The 22,943-nt window shown below is 37.3% G+C and carries 22 protein-coding genes, 1 tRNA gene, 1 pseudogene and 1 other annotated feature; of the genes and pseudogenes, 20 read left to right on the forward strand and 4 right to left on the reverse strand.

Annotation, left to right across the window (positions count from 1 at the left end; translation table 11 throughout):
* From TTE_RS03655 to TTE_RS14470, 9 genes are all read left to right on the forward strand, one after another.
* Complete coding sequence (locus TTE_RS03655) at nucleotides 1-975, forward strand: ABC transporter permease (protein ID WP_011025161.1); 975 nt, start codon at nucleotides 1-3, stop codon at nucleotides 973-975.
* Nucleotides 976-1,073: 98 nt separating this feature from the next.
* Nucleotides 1,074-2,093 (forward strand): ABC transporter substrate-binding protein, encoded by a 1,020-nt coding sequence (locus tag TTE_RS03660; protein WP_011025162.1) that lies wholly within the window; start codon nucleotides 1,074-1,076, stop codon nucleotides 2,091-2,093.
* Between the two features lie 80 nt (nucleotides 2,094-2,173).
* Nucleotides 2,174-2,980 carry an HAD family hydrolase gene (locus tag TTE_RS03665; RefSeq protein ID WP_050724071.1) on the forward strand — a complete coding sequence of 269 codons (807 nt, stop codon included), beginning with the start codon at nucleotides 2,174-2,176 and terminating at the stop codon, nucleotides 2,978-2,980.
* A 55-nt stretch (nucleotides 2,981-3,035) separates the two neighbouring features.
* On the forward strand, nucleotides 3,036-4,046 hold the full coding sequence (locus TTE_RS03670; RefSeq protein WP_011025164.1) for a hypothetical protein: 1,011 nt from the start codon (nucleotides 3,036-3,038) through the stop codon (nucleotides 4,044-4,046).
* Entirely contained in the window at nucleotides 4,039-5,088 is a 1,050-nt protein-coding gene (locus TTE_RS03675; protein ID WP_011025165.1) for a bifunctional ADP-heptose synthase, read from the forward strand. Before TTE_RS03670 ends, TTE_RS03675 begins: the two co-directional genes overlap by 8 nt.
* 86 nt (nucleotides 5,089-5,174) lie before the next feature.
* Complete coding sequence (larE, locus tag TTE_RS03680; RefSeq protein WP_050724072.1) at nucleotides 5,175-5,999, forward strand: ATP-dependent sacrificial sulfur transferase LarE; 825 nt, start codon at nucleotides 5,175-5,177, stop codon at nucleotides 5,997-5,999.
* The gene (gene larB, locus TTE_RS03685; protein WP_011025167.1) at nucleotides 5,992-6,753 is read left to right on the forward strand and encodes a nickel pincer cofactor biosynthesis protein LarB; all 762 of its coding nucleotides are present in this window, start codon (nucleotides 5,992-5,994) and stop codon (nucleotides 6,751-6,753) included. The genes larE and larB overlap by 8 nt, the downstream gene beginning before the upstream one ends.
* Nucleotides 6,750-7,487 carry a nickel pincer cofactor biosynthesis protein LarC gene (larC, locus tag TTE_RS14465; RefSeq protein ID WP_041587117.1) on the forward strand — a complete coding sequence of 246 codons (738 nt, stop codon included), beginning with the start codon at nucleotides 6,750-6,752 and terminating at the stop codon, nucleotides 7,485-7,487. Before larB ends, larC begins: the two co-directional genes overlap by 4 nt.
* 26 nt (nucleotides 7,488-7,513) lie before the next feature.
* Nucleotides 7,514-7,924: a LarC family nickel insertion protein gene (locus TTE_RS14470; RefSeq protein WP_259082151.1), complete on the forward strand. Its 411-nt coding sequence runs from the start codon at nucleotides 7,514-7,516 to the stop codon at nucleotides 7,922-7,924.
* 8 nt (nucleotides 7,925-7,932) lie between these two features.
* Here the strand turns inward: TTE_RS14470 and TTE_RS03700 are convergent, their stop codons facing one another.
* Together TTE_RS03700 and TTE_RS03705 are read right to left on the reverse strand one after the other, a co-directional pair.
* Nucleotides 7,933-9,279 carry a sensor histidine kinase gene (locus tag TTE_RS03700; protein ID WP_011025168.1) on the reverse strand — a complete coding sequence of 449 codons (1,347 nt, stop codon included), beginning with the start codon at nucleotides 9,277-9,279 and terminating at the stop codon, nucleotides 7,933-7,935.
* Between the two features lies 1 nt (nucleotide 9,280).
* Complete coding sequence (locus tag TTE_RS03705) at nucleotides 9,281-9,952, reverse strand: response regulator transcription factor (protein WP_031314269.1); 672 nt, start codon at nucleotides 9,950-9,952, stop codon at nucleotides 9,281-9,283.
* A 160-nt stretch (nucleotides 9,953-10,112) separates the two neighbouring features.
* Here TTE_RS03705 and TTE_RS03710 point away from each other — a divergent pair, with 160 nt between their 5' ends.
* Both TTE_RS03710 and TTE_RS03715 read left to right on the forward strand, forming a co-directional pair.
* Nucleotides 10,113-11,006, forward strand: coding sequence for a YckD family protein (locus TTE_RS03710; RefSeq protein ID WP_011025170.1), 894 nt, complete (start codon nucleotides 10,113-10,115; stop codon nucleotides 11,004-11,006).
* Between the two features lie 156 nt (nucleotides 11,007-11,162).
* On the forward strand, nucleotides 11,163-11,684 hold the full coding sequence (locus TTE_RS03715; protein ID WP_011025171.1) for a DUF2680 domain-containing protein: 522 nt from the start codon (nucleotides 11,163-11,165) through the stop codon (nucleotides 11,682-11,684).
* Between the two features lie 10 nt (nucleotides 11,685-11,694).
* Here the strand turns inward: TTE_RS03715 and TTE_RS03720 are convergent, their stop codons facing one another.
* Together TTE_RS03720 and TTE_RS03725 are read right to left on the reverse strand one after the other, a co-directional pair.
* Entirely contained in the window at nucleotides 11,695-12,243 is a 549-nt protein-coding gene (locus TTE_RS03720) for a biotin transporter BioY (RefSeq protein ID WP_011025172.1), read from the reverse strand.
* A gap of 128 nt (nucleotides 12,244-12,371) precedes the next feature.
* Complete coding sequence (locus tag TTE_RS03725) at nucleotides 12,372-12,794, reverse strand: bifunctional nuclease family protein (RefSeq protein ID WP_011025173.1); 423 nt, start codon at nucleotides 12,792-12,794, stop codon at nucleotides 12,372-12,374.
* A 169-nt stretch (nucleotides 12,795-12,963) separates the two neighbouring features.
* Here TTE_RS03725 and TTE_RS03730 point away from each other — a divergent pair, with 169 nt between their 5' ends.
* The 9 genes and pseudogenes from TTE_RS03730 to TTE_RS03765 all read left to right on the forward strand — a co-directional run bounded on the left by TTE_RS03730 (nucleotide 12,964) and on the right by TTE_RS03765 (nucleotide 22,756).
* Nucleotides 12,964-14,505: a coenzyme F420-0:L-glutamate ligase gene (locus TTE_RS03730; RefSeq protein ID WP_011025174.1), complete on the forward strand. Its 1,542-nt coding sequence runs from the start codon at nucleotides 12,964-12,966 to the stop codon at nucleotides 14,503-14,505.
* A 76-nt stretch (nucleotides 14,506-14,581) separates the two neighbouring features.
* The gene (locus TTE_RS03735) at nucleotides 14,582-15,112 is read left to right on the forward strand and encodes a CDP-alcohol phosphatidyltransferase family protein (protein ID WP_011025175.1); all 531 of its coding nucleotides are present in this window, start codon (nucleotides 14,582-14,584) and stop codon (nucleotides 15,110-15,112) included.
* 54 nt (nucleotides 15,113-15,166) lie between these two features.
* Nucleotides 15,167-15,370 (forward strand) — a binding site (T-box leader).
* A 58-nt stretch (nucleotides 15,371-15,428) separates the two neighbouring features.
* Entirely contained in the window at nucleotides 15,429-18,068 is a 2,640-nt protein-coding gene (locus TTE_RS03740) for a valine--tRNA ligase (protein ID WP_011025176.1), read from the forward strand.
* 19 nt (nucleotides 18,069-18,087) lie between these two features.
* The gene (locus tag TTE_RS03745; protein WP_011025177.1) at nucleotides 18,088-18,633 is read left to right on the forward strand and encodes a GNAT family N-acetyltransferase; all 546 of its coding nucleotides are present in this window, start codon (nucleotides 18,088-18,090) and stop codon (nucleotides 18,631-18,633) included.
* A gap of 23 nt (nucleotides 18,634-18,656) precedes the next feature.
* A complete protein-coding gene (locus TTE_RS03750) occupies nucleotides 18,657-19,943 on the forward strand; it encodes a bifunctional folylpolyglutamate synthase/dihydrofolate synthase (protein ID WP_041587119.1) in 1,287 nt (428 codons plus the stop codon).
* A 48-nt stretch (nucleotides 19,944-19,991) separates the two neighbouring features.
* Nucleotides 19,992-20,222, forward strand: coding sequence for a hypothetical protein (locus TTE_RS03755; RefSeq protein WP_011025179.1), 231 nt, complete (start codon nucleotides 19,992-19,994; stop codon nucleotides 20,220-20,222).
* Between the two features lie 405 nt (nucleotides 20,223-20,627).
* Nucleotides 20,628-20,702 (forward strand) — tRNA-Pro (locus TTE_RS03760).
* Between the two features lie 374 nt (nucleotides 20,703-21,076).
* Nucleotides 21,077-21,359 (forward strand): annotated as a pseudogene (locus TTE_RS13735) (Mu transposase domain-containing protein); the annotation flags it as partial.
* 110 nt (nucleotides 21,360-21,469) lie between these two features.
* A complete protein-coding gene (locus tag TTE_RS03765; protein WP_011025181.1) occupies nucleotides 21,470-22,756 on the forward strand; it encodes a tetratricopeptide repeat protein in 1,287 nt (428 codons plus the stop codon).
* Nucleotides 22,757-22,943: the final 187 nt, after the last annotated feature.

The raw sequence follows: 22,943 nt of genomic DNA on the forward strand, positions 1-22,943 counted from the left end.
ATGCAAAATTTGGATAAAAAAGTAGTAACTTCGGAACCAAATAACAAAAGAAAATTTTCTACTAGATTACAATTATTTTCTACGTGGGGAGCGCTTGCTATTTTGGTAGTATTTTTCAGTATTACTTCTGACAAGTTTTTAACAGTAGATAATTTGTTAACAGTAGCTTTGCAAACCTCTATAATAGCAATAATAGCAATGGGCCAAACTTATGTAATTATTACTGGTGGTATAGATCTTTCTATTGGTTCCAATATAGCGTTAGGTGGTGTGGTAGCAGCGCTTTTAATGGCTAATGGATTTTCTATTCCTGTTTCTATAGTGATAGCATTATTGGTAGGACTATTTGTAGGAACGTTAAATGGTACATTGATTGCATACGGTAAGATTCCTCCTTTCATAGTAACTTTGGGAGCAATGAGTATAATTAGAGGGACGGCATATGTGTTAACAGGTGGTATTCCAATAACAAACGTGCCACTAGAATTTTCTGCTTTTGGGATGGGGAGAATACTCAGAATACCAGTGCCTGTTATAATAATGGTCATCTTGATTGCAATTTTTGGTTTTATCCTCGCAAAAACTAAATTAGGTAGATACATTTATGCAGTGGGAAGCAATAGAGAAGCAGCTCGATTAGCAGGAATAAATATTCCTACAGTTTTAATTGCAGTATATGCAATAAGTGGATTTTTAGCAGTATGGGCTGGAATAATTGTAGCTGGTAGGATAATTTCAGGTCAACCGGCAGCTGGAATGGGCTATGAATTAGATGCTGTAGCTGCTTCAGTTATAGGTGGGGCAAGTCTTTTTGGTGGTGAAGGAACTATTTTAGGAACAATTGCAGGTGCTTTTGTAATGGGTGTGTTAAGAAATGGTTTAAACTTGTTAAATGTGTCTGCTTTTTGGCAGCAAATCATAATTGGAGCTGTAATTATCGGAGCAGTGTTCTTAGATACTATAAGAAGGCGTTAGAACAAACACGTTTTTGAGGGGGGTGATGGGGTAGAAAATTAAAAAAGTCCCGTATTTCAAAATCATCAAATAAAATTAAAATAAGGGGGAAGGAAGGTATGAAAAGAAGTTCAATTTTCTTGACAATTTTGGTATTGGTGTTGGCTATTTCCTTAGTTTTTTCAGGCTGTAGTTCCAAACAACAGACTCCTTCATCATCTTCGACTCAAGAATCTTCCCAAACTGCTTCTTCAGAGAAAAAGTACAATATAGTATTGATTACGATGGATTCAATGGATGAACACTGGCTTGCAGTTAAAGCAGGAGCAGAGGCTAAAGCAAAAGAATTAGGAAATGTTCAATTAACTTTTAGAGCTCCAGCAGAAAAAGCTGATCCAAACGAACAGGTAAGAATGATGGAAGATGCTATAAATCAAAAGGCAGATGCTATCTTAATTGCCCCAACGGATCAAACAGCTTTAACTCCAGTAGTAGAAAAAGCTTTTGATGCTGGTATTCCAGTGATACTTATAGATTCACCAGTTAAAACTGACAAGTATGTTAGCTTTGTTGCAACAGATAACATAAAAGCTGCTGAAATGGCTGCTGACAAGCTAGGTGAGTTGTTAGGCGGTAAAGGGAAAATTGCTATAATAAGTGCACAACCTGGTTCAGGAACCACAATTATGAGGGAAAATGGATTTAAAGACAGATTAAAAGAGAAATATCCTGATATACAGATAATTACCACACAGTATTCTATGGGAGACAAAAATAGAGCATTAAACCAGGCTTTAGATATACTAACTGCTCATCCAGACCTTGCTGGATTTTATGGCACTAATGAGGGGTCTACTATTGGTATAGCTATGGCTATAAAACAAAAAGACTTGGCAGGAAAAGTAAAAGTCGTTGGATTTGATATTTCACAAGCTACAATTAACGCAATTAAAGAAAATTATATCCAGGCCTCCATGGTTCAGAATCCGTATATGATGGGATATAAAGGAGTAGAGATAGCTGTAGATAAATTGCAGGGTAAGGAAGTACCAAAAAGAGTTGACACAGGTGTTACAGTTATGACAAAGGACAATGTAGATGAAGTAGTTAAAGAGTACTATAAAGGGCAATCCAAGTAGAGAGACTATGTAAAAGAACGAGGTAAAAATCGCTTTATGCGATTTTTACCTCTTAAATTTAACAATGAAAGGGTGTGGAGATGGAAATATTAATTCCTGTAGATTCCAAAAAAATTTCTATAAAGGCAGCTGTTTTTGATTTTGATGGGACTATTTCCACTCTAAGAAGTGGATGGGAGCAAATAATGAAAAACTTTATGATAGAAGTGCTTATGAATAAAGGCTTACCTTTTGAAGAGGTTGCTAAAGAAGTTGAAGAATATATCAACTATTCTACAGGTATACAAACTATTTTTCAAATGCAATGGCTGGCAGAGAGAGTAAGACAAATAGAAACGGCACCTAAAGAAATGGTAAATCCATGGGAGTATAAAGATGAGTATAATAGAAGATTAAAAGCGGTTGTAAATAGAAGAATTGAAAGCATTTTAAAAAAAGATAAAAGACCTGAAGATTATATGGTAAAAGGAAGCAAGGACTTCTTAAATTACCTAAAAAAATTAAACTTACAAATTTATTTGGCAAGTGGTACTGACTTTCAAGACGTGATTGAAGAAACTAAAATTTTAGGAGTGTATGATTTTTTCGATGAAATCGTGGGAGCACCACCCAATAAAATGATGTCTTCTAAAGATATATTAATTAACAAATTATTGAATGAGAAACATTTAGATGCCAGGAACATAGTAATATTCGGAGATGGAAAAGTAGAAATTGAGTTAGGGCGAAAAATTGGTGCTCTTACTATTGGAGTAGCGAGTAGGGAAGATGAATTGGGTGGGATAGATTTTATAAAACGAGAAAGGCTTATAAAAGCAGGCGCACATGCGATAATAGGAGATTTTTTAGAAAAAGAACAAGTTTTAAAATGGATAGGAATTATATAGGGATTATTTTGACTTAAAAACCAGTGTAAATAATTTTTTTAAGGAGGGGGACAAGATGGGTGATCCAAATGTAATAAAACCGGGTAGATTAAGTTTTAAAAATATAAAAACTTATTCAGTAAAGGGGAGAAAAGATTTAGTAAAAATTAAAAATATTATAGATCCGAAAAAAGCTGAAGTACCTGACTGGGGAGGAGAAGAGTTAGAAGAACTGATTGAAAGGATAATAACAGCTAGGAAAAATAAAAGACCTGTGGTTTGGTTTATGGGAGCTCATGTGATAAAGAATGGTTTATCTAAGTATATAATTGAGCTTATTGAAAGAGGATATATTACGCATATAGCAGGTAATGGAGCTACTAGCATTCATGATTTTGAATTGGCTTTTAATGGTGGCACCTCGGAAGATGTGCCTACAGCTATAGAAGATGGTACATTTGGAATGTGGGAAGAAACTGGTAGATGGATGAATGAGGCAATTCAAGAAGGTGCTAGAAATGATTGGGGATTTGGAGAAAGCCTAGCTAAATATATTGAAAGGCATTCGGAAAAATTTCCTTATAAAGAATATTGTGTTCTCTATCAAGCCTATAAAAATGGAATTCCTGCTACTTACCACGTGGCAATAGGTACAGATATTTTTAATCAGCATCCGATTGTTGATTTTGCTGCTATAGGGAAAACAAGTGGAATTGATTTTCAAAAGTTTTGTTACTCCATATCTCGTTTAGATAGAGGTGTTTTTTTAAATTTTGGTTCAGCTGTGATAGGGCCGGAGGTATTTTTAAAGGCTTTTTCTATTTCAAGGAACCTTGGATATCAAACTTATAACATTACTACCGCTAATTTTGATCTTATTGATTTGGGGGATTATAAAAAGAGGATTGGATATGATAATCCCCACTATTATTACAGGCCAAGAAAAAATATAGTAAACAGACCTACTAGTCGAGGAGGTAAAGGATGGCACTTTTGCGGGGATCACAAAATTACTATACCAAATATATATAAGAAATTAATCGAAAAGATGCCTTATGTAGAAAAGGGGATTGAGGACAATGTATGAAGTTGTAAAAGATATCGGAGAGGAGAGAGTAACGGAACTTCTTCATCGATTAAGAAAAGGTAAAATAGCAGTAATAGGAGATGTAGCATTAGATATATATTGGAGAGCAGATATGAGAAAAAGTGAGCTTTCTAGAGAAACTCCCCATTTTCCTCTCCCTATAGTAGAAGAGTGGATGTCACCAGGTGCTGCAGGTAATGTTGCTACTAATATAGCGGCTTTAAAACCAGAAAAACTTTTCTTGCTGAGTATTATTGGTAAAGATTGGAGAGGAGATTTATTTATAAAGGAAGTAGAGAAAAGAGGTATAATTACTGATTTTCTAATCAGAAGTGATGAAAGGGTTACAAATGCATATTGTAAACCATTAAAACGAGGATTTTCGGATGTAGAGTATGAAGATCCTAGAATAGATTTTGAAAATTTTAGACTTATTACTCAGAAGGAAGAGGATGAATTAATAAAATTATTAGAAAAAGTAGCTAAAGAAATAGATGTGCTTTGCGTAGTCGATCAGATGCGTTTTGGGTGTATCACTCCTAGAGTTAGAGAAAAAATAGAAAATTTTTCAAGAGAAGGGTTAACAGTAATAGTGGACAGTAGGGAAAGAATAGGTTATTTTACTGATGTAATTTTAAAGCCAAATGATATAGAAATGTTTAAGGCTATGGGTATAGAAAAAGATCCCCAAAAATTATCTATCGAAGAATTGTTGGAATTTGCAGAAAAATTTTCTATACAAAAAAGAAGTGATGTATGTGTTACATTAGGAGCTCGTGGGGCTATTTACGTAGAAAAAGACACTAGTAAAAAATATTACGTTCCTACTGTTAACTTGACACCCCCCTTGGATGTTTGTGGTGCAGGGGACACTTTTTTGTCCATATTTTCACTTGTTTTAGGTACGGGTGGCAAGAAAGTTGAAGCAGTTTTCATGGGAAACTTAGCAGCTAGTGTTGTTGTTAAAAAGATTGGTACTACTGGAGTTGCAACAGTTGAAGAAATTATGGACAATTATAAAAAACATTGGGCAACCAGTTAGCCCTTTATTTTTCATTTTGTTTCTTTTCATTCTTGTGTTAAAATAATTATACGCAGCATATGGGTATACCATAGGGGGGTGTTAGTATAGAGTATATAAAGAAGCTGGAGAAGTTAAGAGACTATGTAAAGAATTTAAAGAGGGTGTTAGTAGCTTTTTCTGGAGGGGTAGACAGTACTTTTTTGGCAAAAGTGGCATATGAAGAGCTTGGAGAGGATATGCTGGCCGTCACTATTTCAACACCCCTGCATCCTAAAAGGGAGATAGAAGAAAGTAAAAAATTAGCGAAGGTTTTGGGTTTTCCCCATTTGGTGGTTAGATATGAGGAGGTACTTGAGATAGAGGAATTTAAGTCTAATCCTTTGAATAGGTGCTATGTTTGTAAGAAAAACCTGTTTTCAAAGCTTAAGGATATTGCGGAGGAAAGAGGATTTTATTACATTGTCGAAGGGACTAATGCGGATGATGTCAATGATTTTAGGCCTGGGAGAAAAGCATTAAAAGAATTGGGCATACTGAGCCCTCTTTTGGACTGCGGGATAACCAAAGAAGAAATAAGGCTTTTTTCAAAAGAGATGGACCTTACGACATGGAATAAACCTTCTTATGCCTGTCTTGCTTCTAGGATTCCTTATGGAGAAGAAATAACTTATGAGAAGCTCTCTATGGTTGAAAAGGCAGAGGAAAGTCTAAAGAGTTTAGGTTTTGATGGATTTAGAGTGAGATATCACGGGGATGTGGCTAGGATAGAGTTAAGGAAAGAAGATATGGAAAGAGTTTTTGAAGAGGATATTAGGAAGAAAATAGTGGAAGGTGTTAAGGAAGCAGGGTTTAAATATGTGGCTTTAGACCTTGAAGGTTACAGGACTGGCAGTCTTAATCCTAAGAGGAGAGGAGTAGAGGATGTATAGGGAAAAGATACTTGAAGTTTTGGAGAAGTTCAAACAAGGCAGAATATCACAGGAGGAAGCTTTAAATATACTTCAGAATCTGCCATACGAAGACCTTGGATTTGCCAAGATTGATTATCACAGAGAGCTGAGGAAAGGCTTTCCTGAGGTCATTTTTTGTGAGGGAAAGACTCCCTATCAGGTTAGAGAAATAGCCTTGGCTATGCATAGAAAAGAGGTGGATGTCCTTGGTACAAGGGCATCAAGAGAGCATTTTGAAGCAGTAAAAGAGGTTATAGATAAGGCTATCTATTATGAAGAGGCCAGAATAATTTCTGTGAAGAATACCCCGTTAAAAAAGACAAAAGGAGTTATAGGGGTAGTTGCAGCTGGTACTTCTGATTTACCTGTTGCAGAGGAAGCGGCTGTCACTGCTGAGCTTATGGGAAATACTGTAAAGAGATTTTACGATGTGGGAGTTGCAGGACTACATAGACTGCTTCACAAGCTAGATGAAATAAGAAAGTGCAGGGTATTAATTGCAGTGGCAGGGATGGAAGGGGCTCTTCCCACAGTGCTGGGTGGGCTGGTGAGTGCTCCTGTGATTGCCGTGCCGACGAGTGTCGGATACGGTGCGAATTTCAGAGGGCTTTCAGCGCTTTTGGCCATGTTAAATTCCTGTGCTAGCGGAGTCACAGTTGTTAACATTGACAACGGCTTTGGTGCAGCTTACGCAGCCACTCTGATAAATAGGATAGGGGAGGAAGAAAAATGAAAGTACTTTATTTTGACTGCTTTGCAGGGATTTCCGGAGATATGACCATAGCCTCTTTGCTCAATCATGTGGATGAAGAGGAGTTTAAAAAAGAAATAAAGAAGATCGCACTGAAAGATTTTGATATTGAGATCAATACAACGCGCAAAAATACTATAAGCGCGAAAACTTTCAAGGTAATCTATCAGGAGGAGAAGCATCATCACAGGCATTTAAAGGATGTAAAAGAGATTGTAGAAAGAAGTGAGCTTTCTGAGAAAGTAAAAAAATTGAGCGTTGAAATGTTTGAGAGGCTGGCTGAAGCGGAAGCGAAAATTCACGGCAGAAGCGTGGAAGAAGTTCATTTTCACGAGGTAGGAGCTGTGGATTCTATTGTGGATATGATAGGGACTGCTATATTAATTGACATGATAAAGCCGGATAAAATTGTATCATCCCCTCTTCCTGTAACGTCGGGATTTGTACACACGCAGCACGGACTTATGCCTGTTCCTGCCCCTGCCACGGTTGAGCTTTTAAAAGGAATCCCGGTGAGAAGCATAGATATAGAGGGAGAGCTTGTAACTCCGACAGGAGCCGTGATTATAAAGACTCTGGCGGGCGAGTTTGGTGGTATTCCAGATATGGTGATACATTCTGTCGGATACGGTGCAGGTATGAGGGACCTTGAGATACCCAATTTATTGAGGACTTACGTAGGAGAAGAGGAAGTTAAAAAAAACCTGAAACATTGATGGTTTTGGAGACAAATATAGACGATATGAATCCTGAATTTTATCAATATTTGTTTGATAAGCTTTTTGAGAATGGAGCTCTGGATGTTTTTTTAACACCTGTAATCATGAAAAAACAGAGGCCAGGTGCGCTTATTACAGTTATATGTGAAGAGGAGAAGGCTTTAAGGCTAAAAGAGGTAATTTTCAAAGAGACTACTACTTTTGGAATAAGGTATTATGAAGTGTTAAGACACAAGCTGGACAGAGAAATTGAAGAGATTACTACGCCTTATGGGAATATAAGAGTCAAAAAAGGGTATTTTAATGGAAAGCTCATTAAAGCCTATCCCGAGTATGAGGATGTAAAAGCTGTTTCAAAGAAGACAGGTGAAGGGATAAATGACGTTTACAGGGCTATCATGAAGGAAATAGAAGATAAGTTTTTTAAATCTTAAAAGCGGGGCTATTTCCCCGCTTTTAAAGTAAAATAAAAAGTTGTCCCTTCTCCTTCTTTGCTCCTTATTCCGAAATCGCTTTGATGTAGGGTAAGTATTTCTTTCACTATTGCAAGGCCAAGTCCTGTTCCAGATTTATTCCCTTTGTAGAATCTATCAAATATATGTTCAAGGTCTTTTTCCGGTATTCCACATCCGGTATCTGATATTTTAATGAGGACGTTTTTATCCTGAAGTTCTGCGGTGATAGAAAGCGTTCCTCCATTTTCCATGCTTGCTATGGCATTGCTTATTATGTTTATTATTGCCCTTTTTATCATCTCTCTATCTGCTACGACTTTAACTTTCAAGTTTTCAAGTTTTACTTCAATGTTCTTTTCTAAAATTTGGATTTCAAATATATCAAGTATCTCAAATATTAATTTTTCTAAGTCAATTGTTTCTTCCTTTACCTCTATCATTCCTGATTGAAGTTTAGAAAGCTGCAGAACATCGTCTACCAGTTTTGACATCCTCTCTGTTTCTTTGATTACTGTGTTTAAATATTTTTCTCTTTTTTCTTTGTCTTCTCCGTAATAATCTAAAAGCATTTCTGAATATCCTCTTATGAGGCCTAAAGGTGTTTTTAAGTCATGGCTTATATTTGCAATTAAATCTTTTCTAAACTTGTCTGTTATAGAAAGCTGCTTTACCATTGTGTTCATGGACTTTGCCAGATCTCCCAGTTCATCTTCCTCTTTGTAATTTATTTTTACGTTCAAATTTCCTGAGGCGATTTCATGGGCCGCATTTTTTAGGATCTGTATTGGGCGAGTGAATTTTTTGGACATATAGCTGGACACAACAAGAGTAGAAACTATGGTGAGTGCAAAGATCCACCAGAAGACCTCTTTAAAGAGATTGACAGAGTCGTTTATAGAAGCCTCAGGTAAACTCATAATTAAGATAGCGGGTTTGCCGTTGTACAAAAAAGGCCTCACAATTGAGAGGTATTCTATGTGGAGAAAAGGGTGTTCGTATTTTACGACTTTTGTGGTGTTAGTAGGCCTTAAGAGTATTTCAGGGATTCCAAGTCCTCTCATTCCATGCCCTCTATTGTTTCCAGCTATTACTATGTCGTTTTCTGTGATTGCTATTACTCTTGCATTTGACTTGTCTATGAGTTCGCTTATTAGCATTTCATTGTTATTGTTTATGGCCTGCACTATCTGCTCGCTGTAGCTTTTTAATTGATTTATCTTGTAATACTCGTATATTCTGTTTATGAAGACTACCTGTGTCAGCCAGAAAAGCAAAAGTACTACCATTCCTATGGAAAGGTATGATATAAAAAGTTTTTTCCTTATTCCCTTCAAATCAGTCACCTTCCAGTTTATAACCTATTCCCCACACAGTTTTTATAAGATTTCTTTTCTCACCCAATTTTTCTCTCAGCTGTTTTATGTGAGTGTCGACTGTCCTCAAATCTCCGTAAAAATCGTAGCCCCAGACTTCATTGAGACATTTTTCGCGGGATACAACTTTTCCCTTGTTATCCAGTAAAAGCTTTAAAAGGTCAAATTCTTTTGGAGTGAGCTCAATTTTTTTGCCATCAACAGTGACTTCCCTCGAATGAACATCCATGACAATCCCTTGATATTCTGTTTTTCCATCATCTTGAGAGCCATATGTCCTTGATAAAATTGCTTTTACACGGGCCACTACTTCTCTGGGACTAAAGGGCTTTACTACATAATCATCTGCCCCCAATTCAAAGCCTAAAAGTTTGTCGTATTCTTCTCCTCTTGCTGTTATCATCATCACAGGAACTTTTGATGTTTCCCTTATTGTTTTTAAAAGGCTCCATCCGCTTATATCAGGGAGCATTATATCCAAGAGGATTATCTTTATATCTTTGTTTTCGTTGAAGAGGTCAAGGCCTTCTTTTCCATTTTCTGCTGTTAATACTTGATATCCATTATTTTCTAAATAAGTTTTCAATATATCTCTCATTCCTTCTTCATCTTCAATTACCAGAACTTTGTGCATCAAAAAACACCTCCCAACTTTAGTTTACTTTTTTTTCGGCAAGTTTACAATATTTTAAATTAAACTTTCACACTTTCCTCACAGATTTTAAAAAAATGTGTCACACTTTAGGGATATCATAAATAATGAAAATAAAATTATTGAAAGGAGGTACTTTAACTTGAAGAGAAACAAATGGTTAATCGCATTAGCGGTAATACTTGCTTTGGCAATTCCTCTTACAGTTTTTGCTGCAAATCCTGAGGCTGGAGCAAAAATTAAGAGCTTTTTTGGGATTGACACATCTAAATTGACACCTCAGCAAAAACAGATGATTTCTGATTACAACGAGAAAATTGCAGACCTTGAAAAGGAGTTTGTAAACAAGCTTGTGGATGCAGGGCTTATAACAAGGCAGCAGGCAGACAATATAATTAAAAACATTGATGAAAGAGTTTCTAAGGCAAATGAAAACAACGTTCCTTTCTTCATGGGCGGAAAGGGATTTGACAGAGGATTTTTTGGAATAGGCAGAATAGACACCTCTAAGTTCACAGATGAACAGAAAAAGGCTTTAGAAGATATATACAAACAAATGGCTGAACTTCAGAAAAATTTGGTAAATAAACTGGTATCTGAAGGGGTTCTTACTCAGGACCAGGCAAATAAAATTATAAATGCTATAGATAATGCAGTAGCTAACGCTGACAAAAATTTATACGCTATGTTTGGTGGAAAAGACGGGCTTGGGTTTATTTTAAAGGGAATTGACCCATCGAAGTTAACAGAACAGCAGAAAAATGAGCTTATCAATTATTTCAAACAAATGGCACAGCTTCAAAAACAGCTAGTTGACAAACTTGTAAGCTTTGGAACAATCACACAAGATCAAGGAAATACAATCAAAAATAGAATTGATGAGATGGTAAAGAATATAGAGCAAAATGGATTGCCTCAGGGCTTTTTCAAGCATTTTGAAGGAAAAAGAAGTTTTGAAAATAGATTTAAAGGCAAATGGTTTGAGAAAAATAGCGATTCTACAGTGACACCTCAGGGAAGTGGAAATTCAATATAGGGTGGCTTCTGCCACCTTTTTATTTATTTCTTTTAAACTTCACATTATTATGTGAAAATGCTCACAGCCTTTTCACAATTTCATTATTGGTTACTCAAACTAAAGGGGTATTATATAAATGTAACAGCAAAAAATAAAAAAAGGAGTGGTGTTAAGATGAATTTTAAAAAGACTCTAGCAGTAGTACTTACAGGAGGAATGCTTTTAAGTGGAGTGGCAGGTTATGCTGCAACAAATGGCAGCACGGTGAATATTCCACAAACAAAGCAGTATTCAAGTGAAGCTCCAAGGTATGGCATGAGCAGGAATGCAGATTTTCTAGCTAAATTGACTGGAAAAAGCGCAGACGAAATCTTAAATGAGTTAAAGGCAGGAAAGACAATGGTCCAAATTGCAGAGGAAAATGGGATAACACTTGACAGCCTGAAGAAAGCGTTAATTGAGCAAAAAGAAGCTTATATAGACCAGCTAGTAAAAGAAGGCAAAATAACACAAGATAGAGCTTCCGCCATGAAGCAAAATATTGAGCAGAGAATAAGCTCTTGGGATGGAACATGTCAATACGGCAAAGGTTCTGGATTAGGGCTTGGAATGGGCTATGGCAAAAATAATGCTGGAAAAATGAGCGGTTTTGGTCAGGGCTTTGGAGCAAAAGAACAGTACAGAGGAGGTAGATAAAAGGCAGGGATTACCCCTGCCTTTTATTATATATTTCCATTACTGGCTTTAGTTTTAAAGTCAAGTAAGATGCCACAATGGCTTTTATTATATCCCCGGGTATGAAAGGAAGAGCTCCTACCATAATGGCTTTTTTCAAAGATATGCCCGCAACAAATGATAGTTGCGTTATTCCTGCGATATAGACCAGTATTATTCCAAATAGAATATATGCAAGAAGTACGTTAAAAAAGTTTACCTTTCTGTTCCTCAAGGTCAAAGAGATGAATAAAGCAGCGAAGGGCCAGCTTAGTATGTACCCTCCTGTAGGTCCTACGATGACGTTTATTCCACCAGTCAGGCCGGAAAAGACCGGCACTCCAACTGCCCCCAAAAGGTCAAAGACAAAAAGGCTCAAAAAAGCAGCGACAGGATTTAAAAGTCCTCCTGCGAGCATCACTGCAAATGTCTGTCCTGTTATTGGCACAGGAGAAAAAGGTAGAGGTATTTTTACAAACCCCATTATAAAAGTTATAGCAGCAAATAGGGATGCCATAGTCATGTCTTTAGTTTTTATCATTTTTTTGCCCCCTCAATTGAAATTTTCATGGCTATATTATAAATTCTGTGCTGAAAATTGTCAACCATATTTTAAAATTGGTTAACTATTTTTCTAAAAAATAATCCCCCTTTGCGGGGGACAATGAATTACTCATTTTTATCTTCGAATTTTAAATCTGCCATGTCGTAGGTAAATTCCGCAAGTCTTACATTTAGGTATATTGGCATGTCAGTGCGAACCGCTAAAGCTATGGCATCACTCGGTCTCGAATCCAGCTTTATAAGTTTATCTCCTTGTTTTATATGAACTTCCGCGTAGTAGGTGTCGTCTTTAAGGTCAGTTATAACCACTTTTTCTGGTTTTCCGCCCAGCTCCTCAATTGCTGATTTTAAAAGGTCTGGGGTGAGAGGTCTTGGAGGTTTTATTCCTTGAAGAGGTATCGCGATATTTTGAGCCTCTAATGGTCCTATCACTATCGGCAATACTTTTTTCTCATTTTCATCTGTCAAAAGTACGGAAAAATTGCCCTCCACGTCCATGGTGATTGCCTTTACATTAAATCTCAACATTTTTTACACCTCGATTTCAATGCAATACTTTCCTTAATATCATTATATCATACTTGTGCAAATTTAGCCTGATAAATTATGTAGTCAAATCAAAGGATTTGAGGTATAATTTTAATTGGGATAGAAATTTTAGGTAGTAAAGGAAGGGCTGAAAAAGGAAGGTGGGAAGATGTCAGAAAAGAATGAATTGGTTGTAGCGCAGGCTTTAGCTGTAAAGACAGGACTTATCTTGCCAAATGATGATATTTCAGAGATTGTCTCTGATGCGGTTAAAGGAATTGCTGAGGATGGAGACATAGTTTGCGTTACAGAAGCGGTTGTGGCAAGGTCTCAGAACAGGTATGTGACCTGTGATGACCTGTCTAAAATGATCAAAGAAGGGTTTAAATTAAACCCAGGAAGCACACTGGCAGTTGTGTATCCTATCGCCAGTCGAAATCGATTTGCCCTTGTTTTGAAGGCCATAGCTAAGGCAACTGATGGAGGAAGAGTGATTGTCACTTTTCCAATTCCGTCAGATGAAGTGGGCAATCAAGTGATAGACCCTGAAATGGCAAGGATTCGCCTTGGACTTAAGACTGTATACAGGCATTTAACTTCTGCGAGAGGAAGCACGCCTCACTTAAATATCCTGATTAGAGAAGTGATAACGGCTTTGATACTCCAGTCTCTGGGATATAGCATTGTGGGCATGAGAAAAATTTTAGGAACAGGTCTATCAGACATAACTGTGAGAACTCCTGAGGGGTTGATTGCTCCTTTAGAAGTTACTTTTACAGACCATCAAAAGGCTGCAAAAAAAGCTGTAGAGATTTTGGCAGACATGCCTGAAGCTCGCAAAGCCTTTGCAGCAGGTGTGGACCTTGGAAGGAAAGAGTTTGTTCTCTTTGATGCTTTAAAATACGTTTCTGGAGATGAAAATCCAATTTATCAGATTTCTTTTGCCGATAAATTGGATGCCTTTGCAGATGATGAGGCTATATATTCCGAAGAACTCGGCAATGAGATGTTCAAGCATCCTATAACAGGGATAGACTACAGGAGGTTGTATTTGGACCTCATTGAAGAAACAGGGGCAAAAGGCGAGGTAATATTTACAAACAACCCCTTTAAAGTATATGAGATGGGCTATTTGGACGGAATAATTCTGGGAGAGGTCCATGCAAGGAAATTCCGGAAAGACCTTTTCTTGGCTTTTGGAGCAAAGGTTCCTGTGAAGACGCTGGAGGAAATAGGCCCTGCTCCTTGGGGAGTTATAGGCTCCAATGTTTCTGACTATCAGAAAGGGGTATTGAAATTGCTTCCTGAAGACGCAGATGGCACAGCGGAGAGGATAAGAGAAAAAATACTAGAAAAGACGGGCAAAGATGTGGATGTGCTAATCTTTGGCGACGGAGCCTATAAAGACCCGGATACTGGTATATATGAATTGGCAGACCCATATCCATCTTTAGGTGCATCGGAACGGCTGAGAGGATTTAAATTAAGGGAAGGAAAGAAACTAAAACTTGCAGTAGATACCTTGTACAACAAAGGCTACAGCAGAGACCAGATTGAGGAGATTTTAAGTCAAAATCAGGAAGAACAAAGCGACTTAGGTACTACTCCGAGAAGACTGGTGAGCATAGCAGCCACGCTTGCGGACCTTTTAGCCGGATCAGCAGACCAGGGAACCCCCATTGTTATAGTAAGAGGTATGAAAAGAGGGTGATTTTCACCCGACATTTATGTCTTTTTAGCAAGTTGTTTTACTAGAGAGTAATTGAAAATTTAAAGGGGGAGATAATATGCCTGCCTTAAAAATTGCTGCCAATGTGTTAACTATCGGCAGGGCAGTAATAGGCATAATCATTGGGGGATTAGGGGCCTATCAGGGGCGGAAGGCTTTAAAGGCCGTGGTTTTGCTCTTTATGACTGCATGGTTTAGTGATGTTGCTGACGGATTTTTGGCGAGAGCTTCAAAAGTAAAAGTCAAAGACTGGATCGGGGAGCACGACCTCTACGCTGACATGACGGTATCTGCGGGAGTGCTTTATTATTTGACTTCTAGCAATTACATTCCTGTTTATGCGGGATGGGGAATTTTTATTGGCTCTGTAATTTTACTTTACTATTTCCCATCCACTACTCTTGCAGAAGGGCTTCAGGCAATACCCTATGCTCTTATGATATACACAAGCTTTGTCCATATCCCATTTTACGGATTTTTAATAGTGGCTTTTCTGCTTTTCCTGATAGCTATAACTTGGCCGCGCTTTCCGAAGGAAAAAGTGCCTGGCTTTTTAAACGGGATGAGGAATTTAAAAAAGCGAATTTGAAAGGATCTATTGACAAGTCCGGAAACTTTGGATATATTATATATCAAAATGAAATATTAGGCTGTGAAGGAGAGGAGTAGGTGTACACTGGCTACAGAGAGGGACATCCCATGGGCTGAAAGGAGTCCCGCCGAAGGTACACCGAAGGTAGTTCTGGAGCCTGCGGGCCGAAATTGGAGTAGGCCTGATCGGGTTTTGCCCGTTACAGCGTGAGTGATAAATGAAGGTGGTACCGCGGAATGCCCTTTCGCCCTTCCTTGGGTGAAAGGGTTTTTTTAAAGAGGAAGATAAAACAAAGGTCTAAGGGGTGTGAGGGATGAAAGATATAGCAAAGACGTATAATCCTAAGGAGTTTGAAGACAGGATATATTCTTTCTGGATGGAAAAAGGCTTTTTTACTCCAGAGATTGATCCAGAAAAGAAGCCCTTTACTATTGTGATACCCCCTCCGAATGTCACAGGAGAACTTCACATGGGACATGCTCTGGATAATACCCTGCAGGATATACTGATAAGGTGGCGAAGGATGCAGGGCTATGCAGCCCTTTGGATTCCTGGCACAGACCACGCGAGCATAGCCACAGAAATAAAGGTTTTGGATAAAATAAGAGAAGAAACAGGGAAGACTAAAAAAGACCTTACCAGAGAAGAGTTTCTGGAAAAAGCCTGGGAATGGAAGGATAAGTATGAGAATAGAATCTTAAGTCAGCTCAAAAAACTGGGGTCTTCCTGCGACTGGACAAGGACAGCCTTTACAATGGATGAAAAGCGTTCAAAGGCTGTAAGAGAAGTTTTTGTGTCCTTATACGAAAAAGGCCTTATATACAAAGGAAATAGAATAATAAACTGGTGCCCCAGCTGTAATACTGCCTTGTCAGATGCAGAAGTGGAGCACAAGGAGCATAAAGGACATCTTTGGTACATCAAATACCCTGTAAAAGGGGAAGAGGACTATGTAGTAATTGCTACAACAAGACCTGAAACCATGCTGGGGGATGTAGCTGTAGCTGTGCATCCTGAAGATGAGAGGTACAGGCACTTAATTGGCAAGACTTTAATACTTCCGCTTGTAGGAAGAGAGATACCTGTCATTGCGGATGAGTATGTGGACCCCTCCTTTGGAACAGGAGCTGTAAAGGTGACTCCAGCTCATGACCCCAACGATTTTGAAATAGGTGTAAGGCATAACCTGCCTTTTGTAAATATAATGAATGAGAATGCGACAATAAACGAAAACGGAGGTAAATACGAAGGCCTTGACAGGTATGAAGCTAGGGAAAAAATAGTGAAAGACCTTGAGGAACAAGGACTTCTCTTGAAAGTAGAGGAGCATGTCCACAATGTAGGTCATTGCTACAGATGTGATACAGTTGTTGAGCCTTTGCTTTCTGAACAGTGGTTTGTCAAAATGGAACCTCTGGCAAAGCCAGCTTTACAGGTAGTAAAAGAGGGCAAAATAAAATTTGTACCCGAGAGGTTTGAAAAAATCTACACAAATTGGCTGGAAAACATAAAAGATTGGTGCATTTCAAGGCAGCTGTGGTGGGGACACAGAATACCAGCTTGGTACTGTGAAGATTGCGGCCATGTGACAGTTTCTAGAGAAGATCCTGTAAAATGTGAGGTCTGTGGCAGCACTAACATACATCAGGACGAAAATGTGCTGGATACATGGTTTAGCTCTGCGTTGTGGCCATTTTCCACTATGGGCTGGCCGGAAGAGACTGAAGATTTGAAGTACTTCTATCCAACAGATGTATTAGTCACAGGTTATGACATAATATTCTTCTGGGTCGCAAGAATGATATTCATGAGCCTTGAATTTATGAAAGAAATACCATTTAAGTATGTGTTAATTCACGGACTTGTAAGAGATGCCCTTGGAAGAAAGATGAGCAAATCATTGGGGAATGGAATAGATCCTCTGGAGGTTATAGAGAAGTATGGAGCTGATACACTGCGCTTTACGCTTGTAATAGGAAATGCGCCCGGAAATGACATGAGATTTAGCTGGGAAAAGGTAGAGCACAGCAGGAATTTTGCGAATAAGCTGTGGAATGCATCCAGGTATGTGCTTTTGAACCTGGATGAAAATGATACAAATCTGTACCTTGACAATCTAGCCCTTGCAGATAAGTGGATATTGACCAGATACAATAACATTGTAAAAGAAATAACAGACAATTTAGAAAAATTTGAGCTGGGAGTTGCCGCTTCAAAGCTTTACGACTTTGTGTGGAGCGAGTTCTGCGACTGGTATATAGAGCTTAGCAAGCCTGTCCTTTACAGCGACAATGAGGAAGCCAAGAAAGTTACAAAATCTGTATTAAGATATGTGCTTGACAATACATTGAGGCTTTTGCATCCTTTCATGCCATTTATTACCGAGGAAATATGGCAGAATTTGCCCCATGAAGGGGAAAGCATAATGGTGGCAGAATGGCCAAAATACAGGGAAGATTTAAACTTTGAAGAAGACGCCAAAAAAGCCGAAATTATAATGGAGGCTATACGCGCTATAAGGAATATAAGGGCGGAAGCCAATGTATCTCCTTCTAAGAAGGCAAAAGTAATAATAGCTGTGGAGAAAGAAGAGCATGAGAAAATTTTTGAGTCTGGTAAAAACTATATAATGAAACTTGCTGGAGCGAGTGAAGTGGCAATTGAAAGAAACAGAGACAACATACCTCAAAAAGCTATGAGTGCGGCCATTTCCGCAGGGCTGATAGCCGTACCTTTAGAAGAGCTTATAGACCTTGAAGAGGAGATAAAGAGGCTTGAAGAGGAGAGAGAAAAGGTATTGAAGGAAATTGAAAGAGCTCAAAGCCTTTTGAACAATGAGAATTTTGTCAAAAAGGCTCCTGAAAAAGTGGTAAATGCAGAAAGGGAAAAGCTTGAAAAGTACACTGCTATGTTAAAGAACATAGAGGAAAGATTGAGCCTTTTAAATAGTTAATCCTGTCAGGGGGAGTTTTATGATTTCTCTTTTCAAAAATTTAAAAAGGCAAAAGAAAGAACCAGAGATTGTAATAAGGGAAGCGAAGGTAAAAGATGCCAAGGGCATAGTCAAACTTTTAAATAGCATTGGAAAAGAAAAAGTGTATATAGTCTCGGAGAGCTTCAACTGGACGGAAGAAGAGGAGAGGCAGCTTATTAAAAATCTCGACAGGACCAAGGACCTGATTCTCGTAGCAGATTATGGGGGTGAGATTGTAGGCTGTCTCACCCTCTTCCGCTACTATGGCGGAAGGTCTCCAAAAGTGCAGCATATTGGAGAAATAGGAATAAGTGTGGATGCGCGCTTTAGAAATAGAGGAATTGGCACCAGGCTTTTTGAAGAGGCTATAAAATGGGCAAAGAGTAGAGGTTATGAGAAACTTTGTCTGAGCGTGTTTAGCACAAATGAAGTAGCCATACATCTTTACAAAAAATTTGGCTTTATAGAAGAGGGGAGGAGAAAAAAGCAGTTCAAAATAGGCGATGAATATGTAGATGAAGTTTTAATGGGACTATTTTTATAAACTTAAAATAGGGGATGGGGCAAATGACATATGAAGAGGCTATCCAGTACATTCACAGTACTTACAAGTTCGGCATGAAATTAGGACTTGAAAATATAAAAAGGCTTTTAGGATATATGGGGAATCCTGAAAAAAATCTCAAAATTATCCATGTAGCAGGGACCAATGGAAAAGGGTCCACTTCTTCTTTTATAAGCAGCATTTTAAAAGAAGCTGGCTATAAAGTGGCTCTTTATACTTCCCCTTACCTGGAAGAGTTTGAAGAGAGGATGAAAATAAATGGAGAAAATATTTCCAGGGAAAAGCTCGTTTACTATGTAGAGTACATAAAGCCAATAATTGCAAGGATGGTACAGGAAGGATATAATCATCCAACAGAGTTTGAAGTCATCACTGCCATTGCTTTTAAATACTTTTCCGATGAAGAAGTAGACTTTGTGGTGCTGGAAGTAGGACTGGGGGGGAGATTTGATGCCACAAATGCTATTTCTTCTTCACTCGTTTCAGTTATAACTTCTATTGATTATGACCATATGGACAAGCTTGGAAATACCTTAGGCGATATAGCCTATGAAAAAGCAGGGATAATAAAGAAGAAAGGAGTTGTAGTAAGTTTTTACCAGCAAGAAGAGGCCTTAAAAGTGATTAGTGATGCCTGTGAGGTAAGAGAAGCCTATTTAACTATCCTGGATAAAAATAATATAGTGATAAAAGAGCAAAATTCAGATTTTCAGGTTTTTGATTATAAAAATTTTAAGGATTTGAAGATAACTCTTCTGGGTACTCATCAGATTTATAATGCTTCTCTTGCGGTGGAAGTCATTCAAAAACTTAAGAATATTTATGGATATCAGATAAGCGAAGAGGCAATAAAAAGAGGCTTAATGAATGCGAAGTGGCCTGGGAGATTAGAAGTCATGAAAAAAAGGCCGTACGTAGTAATAGACGGTGCACACAATCCGCAGGGGATGACAGTACTGAAAGAAAGCCTGAAATTATTTAATTATAGGAGATTAATTTTGGTTATTGGGATGCTTAAAGATAAAGAAGTAGATAAAATGCTTAATATCATAACTCCTGTGGCAGATGTAATTATAACTACTACTCCGCTAAGCGATAGAGCCTGTGGGGCAAAAGACCTTGCCAGCAAAATTTCTAGAAATAGTGTGTTCGCAGTAGACCAAATTGACAAGGCAGTGAATGAAGCACTAAAAATGGCAGGTGAAGAGGATATGGTCCTTTTTTGTGGATCTCTTTACATGATAGGCCATGTGAGGAAATTGTTAAGAGGAGTACTAAATAAAAAATGACTTTAATATAATGAAAGGTGTAGAGCCCGTGAAGAGAAGGTGGTTGTTATGGAAATTACAGGTAACACATTGCTGCAGGAAATAGATAAAGCACTAAAGGCAATGAAAGAAGCAGAGAGAAATTTAGAGATGTTAGAAAATGACAACTACCTTAAGATAAAATTGGCTCGACTGAAGTACGACTTTGCGAGACAAGAATATTTGAGACTTTTGAGAATTGCCAGGGAACAAAAGCTAAAATATAACATGAGCGAATTGGCGGAAAAAATAGTAGACTAATGACAAAAGCGGTCCCAAAAGACCGCTTAAGTTATTGTTCAGGAACTTTGATTTCCTCTTCGAAATCGCATTTAGAATTTTGCGAATAAGCGCAGCAAAAACCATTGCAATTATGAATACATGTAATTGCATTACATTTCTTCATCGTAAATAGATTAAATTTTATAGGCTTTAAATCCTGCATCATTGCTATTTCGAAGTATGTCATAGTTATCGCCTCTCATACTTTTGATACTTATATTATACACTCTATTCATTTATCTGTCAATTGCAAGTAAGAAAATTAAAATTTCAAAATATGGAGTAATTTTTGGACCTTTACCCCAAATAGAAAAAACTTTTGCAATTATTTTAAGCTTTTTCTTTATTGAAAAAACATAAGGAATATGGTAAAATAGACACTGTCGGGGCATGGCGCAGCGGTAGCGCGCGCGGTTCGGGACCGTGAGGTCGCAGGTTCAAATCCTGTTGCCCCGACCATAATAGTAATCATGCATGTTCCAGGACTTATCCACAGGCTAAAAAAACGTGTGGTTGCAAAGCAATTAAAATATTGTGGTAATGACAACAATATATCAGAAAAATAAGGCCACCCTACTGTTAAAATTAACAAGAGGGTGGCCTTTTATAATTTTTTTATTACAAGCATTTTGTCTTCCTTAGAAATTTCTAAATTATAAAACTTCCTGATTATAAAACTTCCTGCAGGACTCTATAGTTGTCTCTATAAATTTTTCCTGACCGTTTATTTCAAATAAATGTATGGATTTAGACAAAGAGTCCTTGTATTCTTCTCTGCCAAGGTTGTACTATGCAATTGCTTTTCTAAAGTATAAAAGCCCCAAGCTACTTAAGTAGAGTGGTGTGATAAGAAAAACAGAAGAGTACATGGTACTACAGGAGAAAGACCAATTGACAGACTAAAGAGGGAAAACTTAAAGCCTTTGCCTCCATTGGATAAATATCAAAAATTTCTGGAGGAACCAAGGAAGGTACATAAAGATATCTCGTAAGTTGTGATGGTGTAAGGTATGGAGTACCATAGCAGTACAGCGGGAAAGAGGCAGTTGTTAGGGAGAAAATGGCAAAATTGAAATTCTCTACGATAGCAAGGCGATAACAGTACATGACAAACATGAGTGTTTTGTTACATTTTGCTTGATATCAGTGAAGATAGATATTATAATGAATTAAAAAAGCAATTAAGAAATGATATTTTTATTTCATGATAGGAGGTACTAAAGCTTATGGAATTTCTAACGCCTGGCGAAAGAGTTAAAAAAATAAGAAAGATGCTCAAAATGAAACAAAGAGAACTGCAGTCTGAGAATATCACAAGAGGTTTTATAAGCATGATTGAAGGCAACCGAACTACTATGAGCAGAGAAACTGCTTCTATCATTGCAGAGAAATTTAATAAAAGAGCTCAGGAACTTGGTATTGATTTAAATATAGATGGTGATTATCTTTTGATGACTCCTGCAGAAGAAGCAGAGTATTATTGTATTCGGAAATTGAATCAAATTACTACTATAGAAAATTTAGATGAACTAAAAGGAATATTTAAAATTGCAGATGAATATAAGTTAAAAAAAGTAACTGCTCTGGCGTATATAAAAATAGGTGATGTGATGTATAACAATCAGAATTTTCAGGAGGCTTTTATCAACTATCACAAAGCACTGGATATATTATTACTTAATGATATAAAAGACCAACTGCCGTATGTTTACAATATGTTAGGAGCCTCTAAAGCAGGTTTATTGGAGTTTTCTGAAGCGATAATGTACTTTCAGAAGGCTTTAGAACATGCAGAGGAGATGAATGATATTGAAATAAAAATCAAAGCAAGTTATAACAATGCCCTGTGTTACAAGTGTATTAGTAAGCCAGCAGTTTCAATTGATTATATTCAGAAGTGTTTATCAGTGTTAGATAAAGAAAAAGATTTTGAGCACTATGTATATATAAAGTCAATAGAAGCAAATTGCTATAGAGACATGAAAGAATATGATAAGGCTTTAGAAATATTTAGAGGACTAGTCGAAGAAATAAATGACAATAATAACCCTTTATTGGGTTTTCTTTATACGAACATTGGAGAAGTTTATATGGAAAAAAATGATTTTGAAAAATCAATGGAATATTTCAATGAAGCCGAAAAAATCAGACGAAAAGAAGATAAAAATTTACTATCACATACTCTTATTGAAAAAGCAAATCTTTATATAAAAATGGGTTTATACAAAGAAGCACGTTCTTTATTGGAAGAAGGCATTGAAATATCTTACAGAAACAAAGATATGGAATATATAGTAAAAGGCAGTTATCTTTTAGTAGAGGTATATAAGAAATTAGAAAACAAACAGGCTATCATAGAAACATATAAAAAGCTGGCAAACATTCTCCAAAATATGGGTAATAAAAAAGAAGCTTTAAAGGTCTATATAGAATTGACATTACTTTATATTGAGAATAACGATATGATTAATGCCGAATACTGTTTAGAAAAAGCCAGAGCAATTGTCGAATAAAAAAGCAATAAAAAAATAAAAAATATATTGCATTTTTATTTTTTTTTTTTATGTTATAATAAGGGCAAAAAGAGGAAACTGTTAAGAGGGGGGAACAGGATGAGGAGGAAACTTAAGGTGCTACTCACATCACTGGTGCTTCTTGCCTATGTATATGGGACTTTTATTGTAATCCCACTTGAAAATC

Source organism: Caldanaerobacter subterraneus subsp. tengcongensis MB4 (assembly GCF_000007085.1).
GTDB lineage: Bacteria > Bacillota > Thermoanaerobacteria > Thermoanaerobacterales > Thermoanaerobacteraceae > Thermoanaerobacter > Thermoanaerobacter subterraneus.

Excerpts from the sequence above, each read along its gene's own strand:
- TTE_RS03655 (WP_011025161.1), top strand. The coding sequence starts at position 1 with ATGCAAAATTTGGATAAAAAAGTAGTAACTTCGGAACCAAATAACAAA.
- TTE_RS03660 (WP_011025162.1), top strand. The coding sequence starts at position 1,074 with ATGAAAAGAAGTTCAATTTTCTTGACAATTTTGGTATTGGTGTTGGCT.
- TTE_RS03665 (WP_050724071.1), top strand. The coding sequence starts at position 2,174 with ATGGAAATATTAATTCCTGTAGATTCCAAAAAAATTTCTATAAAGGCA.
- TTE_RS03670 (WP_011025164.1), top strand. The coding sequence starts at position 3,036 with ATGGGTGATCCAAATGTAATAAAACCGGGTAGATTAAGTTTTAAAAAT.
- TTE_RS03675 (WP_011025165.1), top strand. The coding sequence starts at position 4,039 with ATGTATGAAGTTGTAAAAGATATCGGAGAGGAGAGAGTAACGGAACTT.
- larB (WP_011025167.1), top strand. The coding sequence starts at position 5,992 with ATGTATAGGGAAAAGATACTTGAAGTTTTGGAGAAGTTCAAACAAGGC.
- larC (WP_041587117.1), top strand. The coding sequence starts at position 6,750 with ATGAAAGTACTTTATTTTGACTGCTTTGCAGGGATTTCCGGAGATATG.
- TTE_RS14470 (WP_259082151.1), top strand. The coding sequence starts at position 7,514 with ATGAATCCTGAATTTTATCAATATTTGTTTGATAAGCTTTTTGAGAAT.
- TTE_RS03705 (WP_031314269.1), bottom strand. The coding sequence starts at position 9,952 with ATGCACAAAGTTCTGGTAATTGAAGATGAAGAAGGAATGAGAGATATA.
- TTE_RS03715 (WP_011025171.1), top strand. The coding sequence starts at position 11,163 with ATGAATTTTAAAAAGACTCTAGCAGTAGTACTTACAGGAGGAATGCTT.
- TTE_RS03720 (WP_011025172.1), bottom strand. The coding sequence starts at position 12,243 with ATGATAAAAACTAAAGACATGACTATGGCATCCCTATTTGCTGCTATA.
- TTE_RS03725 (WP_011025173.1), bottom strand. The coding sequence starts at position 12,794 with ATGTTGAGATTTAATGTAAAGGCAATCACCATGGACGTGGAGGGCAAT.
- TTE_RS03730 (WP_011025174.1), top strand. The coding sequence starts at position 12,964 with ATGTCAGAAAAGAATGAATTGGTTGTAGCGCAGGCTTTAGCTGTAAAG.
- TTE_RS03735 (WP_011025175.1), top strand. The coding sequence starts at position 14,582 with ATGCCTGCCTTAAAAATTGCTGCCAATGTGTTAACTATCGGCAGGGCA.
- TTE_RS03740 (WP_011025176.1), top strand. The coding sequence starts at position 15,429 with ATGAAAGATATAGCAAAGACGTATAATCCTAAGGAGTTTGAAGACAGG.
- TTE_RS03745 (WP_011025177.1), top strand. The coding sequence starts at position 18,088 with ATGATTTCTCTTTTCAAAAATTTAAAAAGGCAAAAGAAAGAACCAGAG.
- TTE_RS03750 (WP_041587119.1), top strand. The coding sequence starts at position 18,657 with ATGACATATGAAGAGGCTATCCAGTACATTCACAGTACTTACAAGTTC.
- TTE_RS03755 (WP_011025179.1), top strand. The coding sequence starts at position 19,992 with ATGGAAATTACAGGTAACACATTGCTGCAGGAAATAGATAAAGCACTA.
- TTE_RS03765 (WP_011025181.1), top strand. The coding sequence starts at position 21,470 with ATGGAATTTCTAACGCCTGGCGAAAGAGTTAAAAAAATAAGAAAGATG.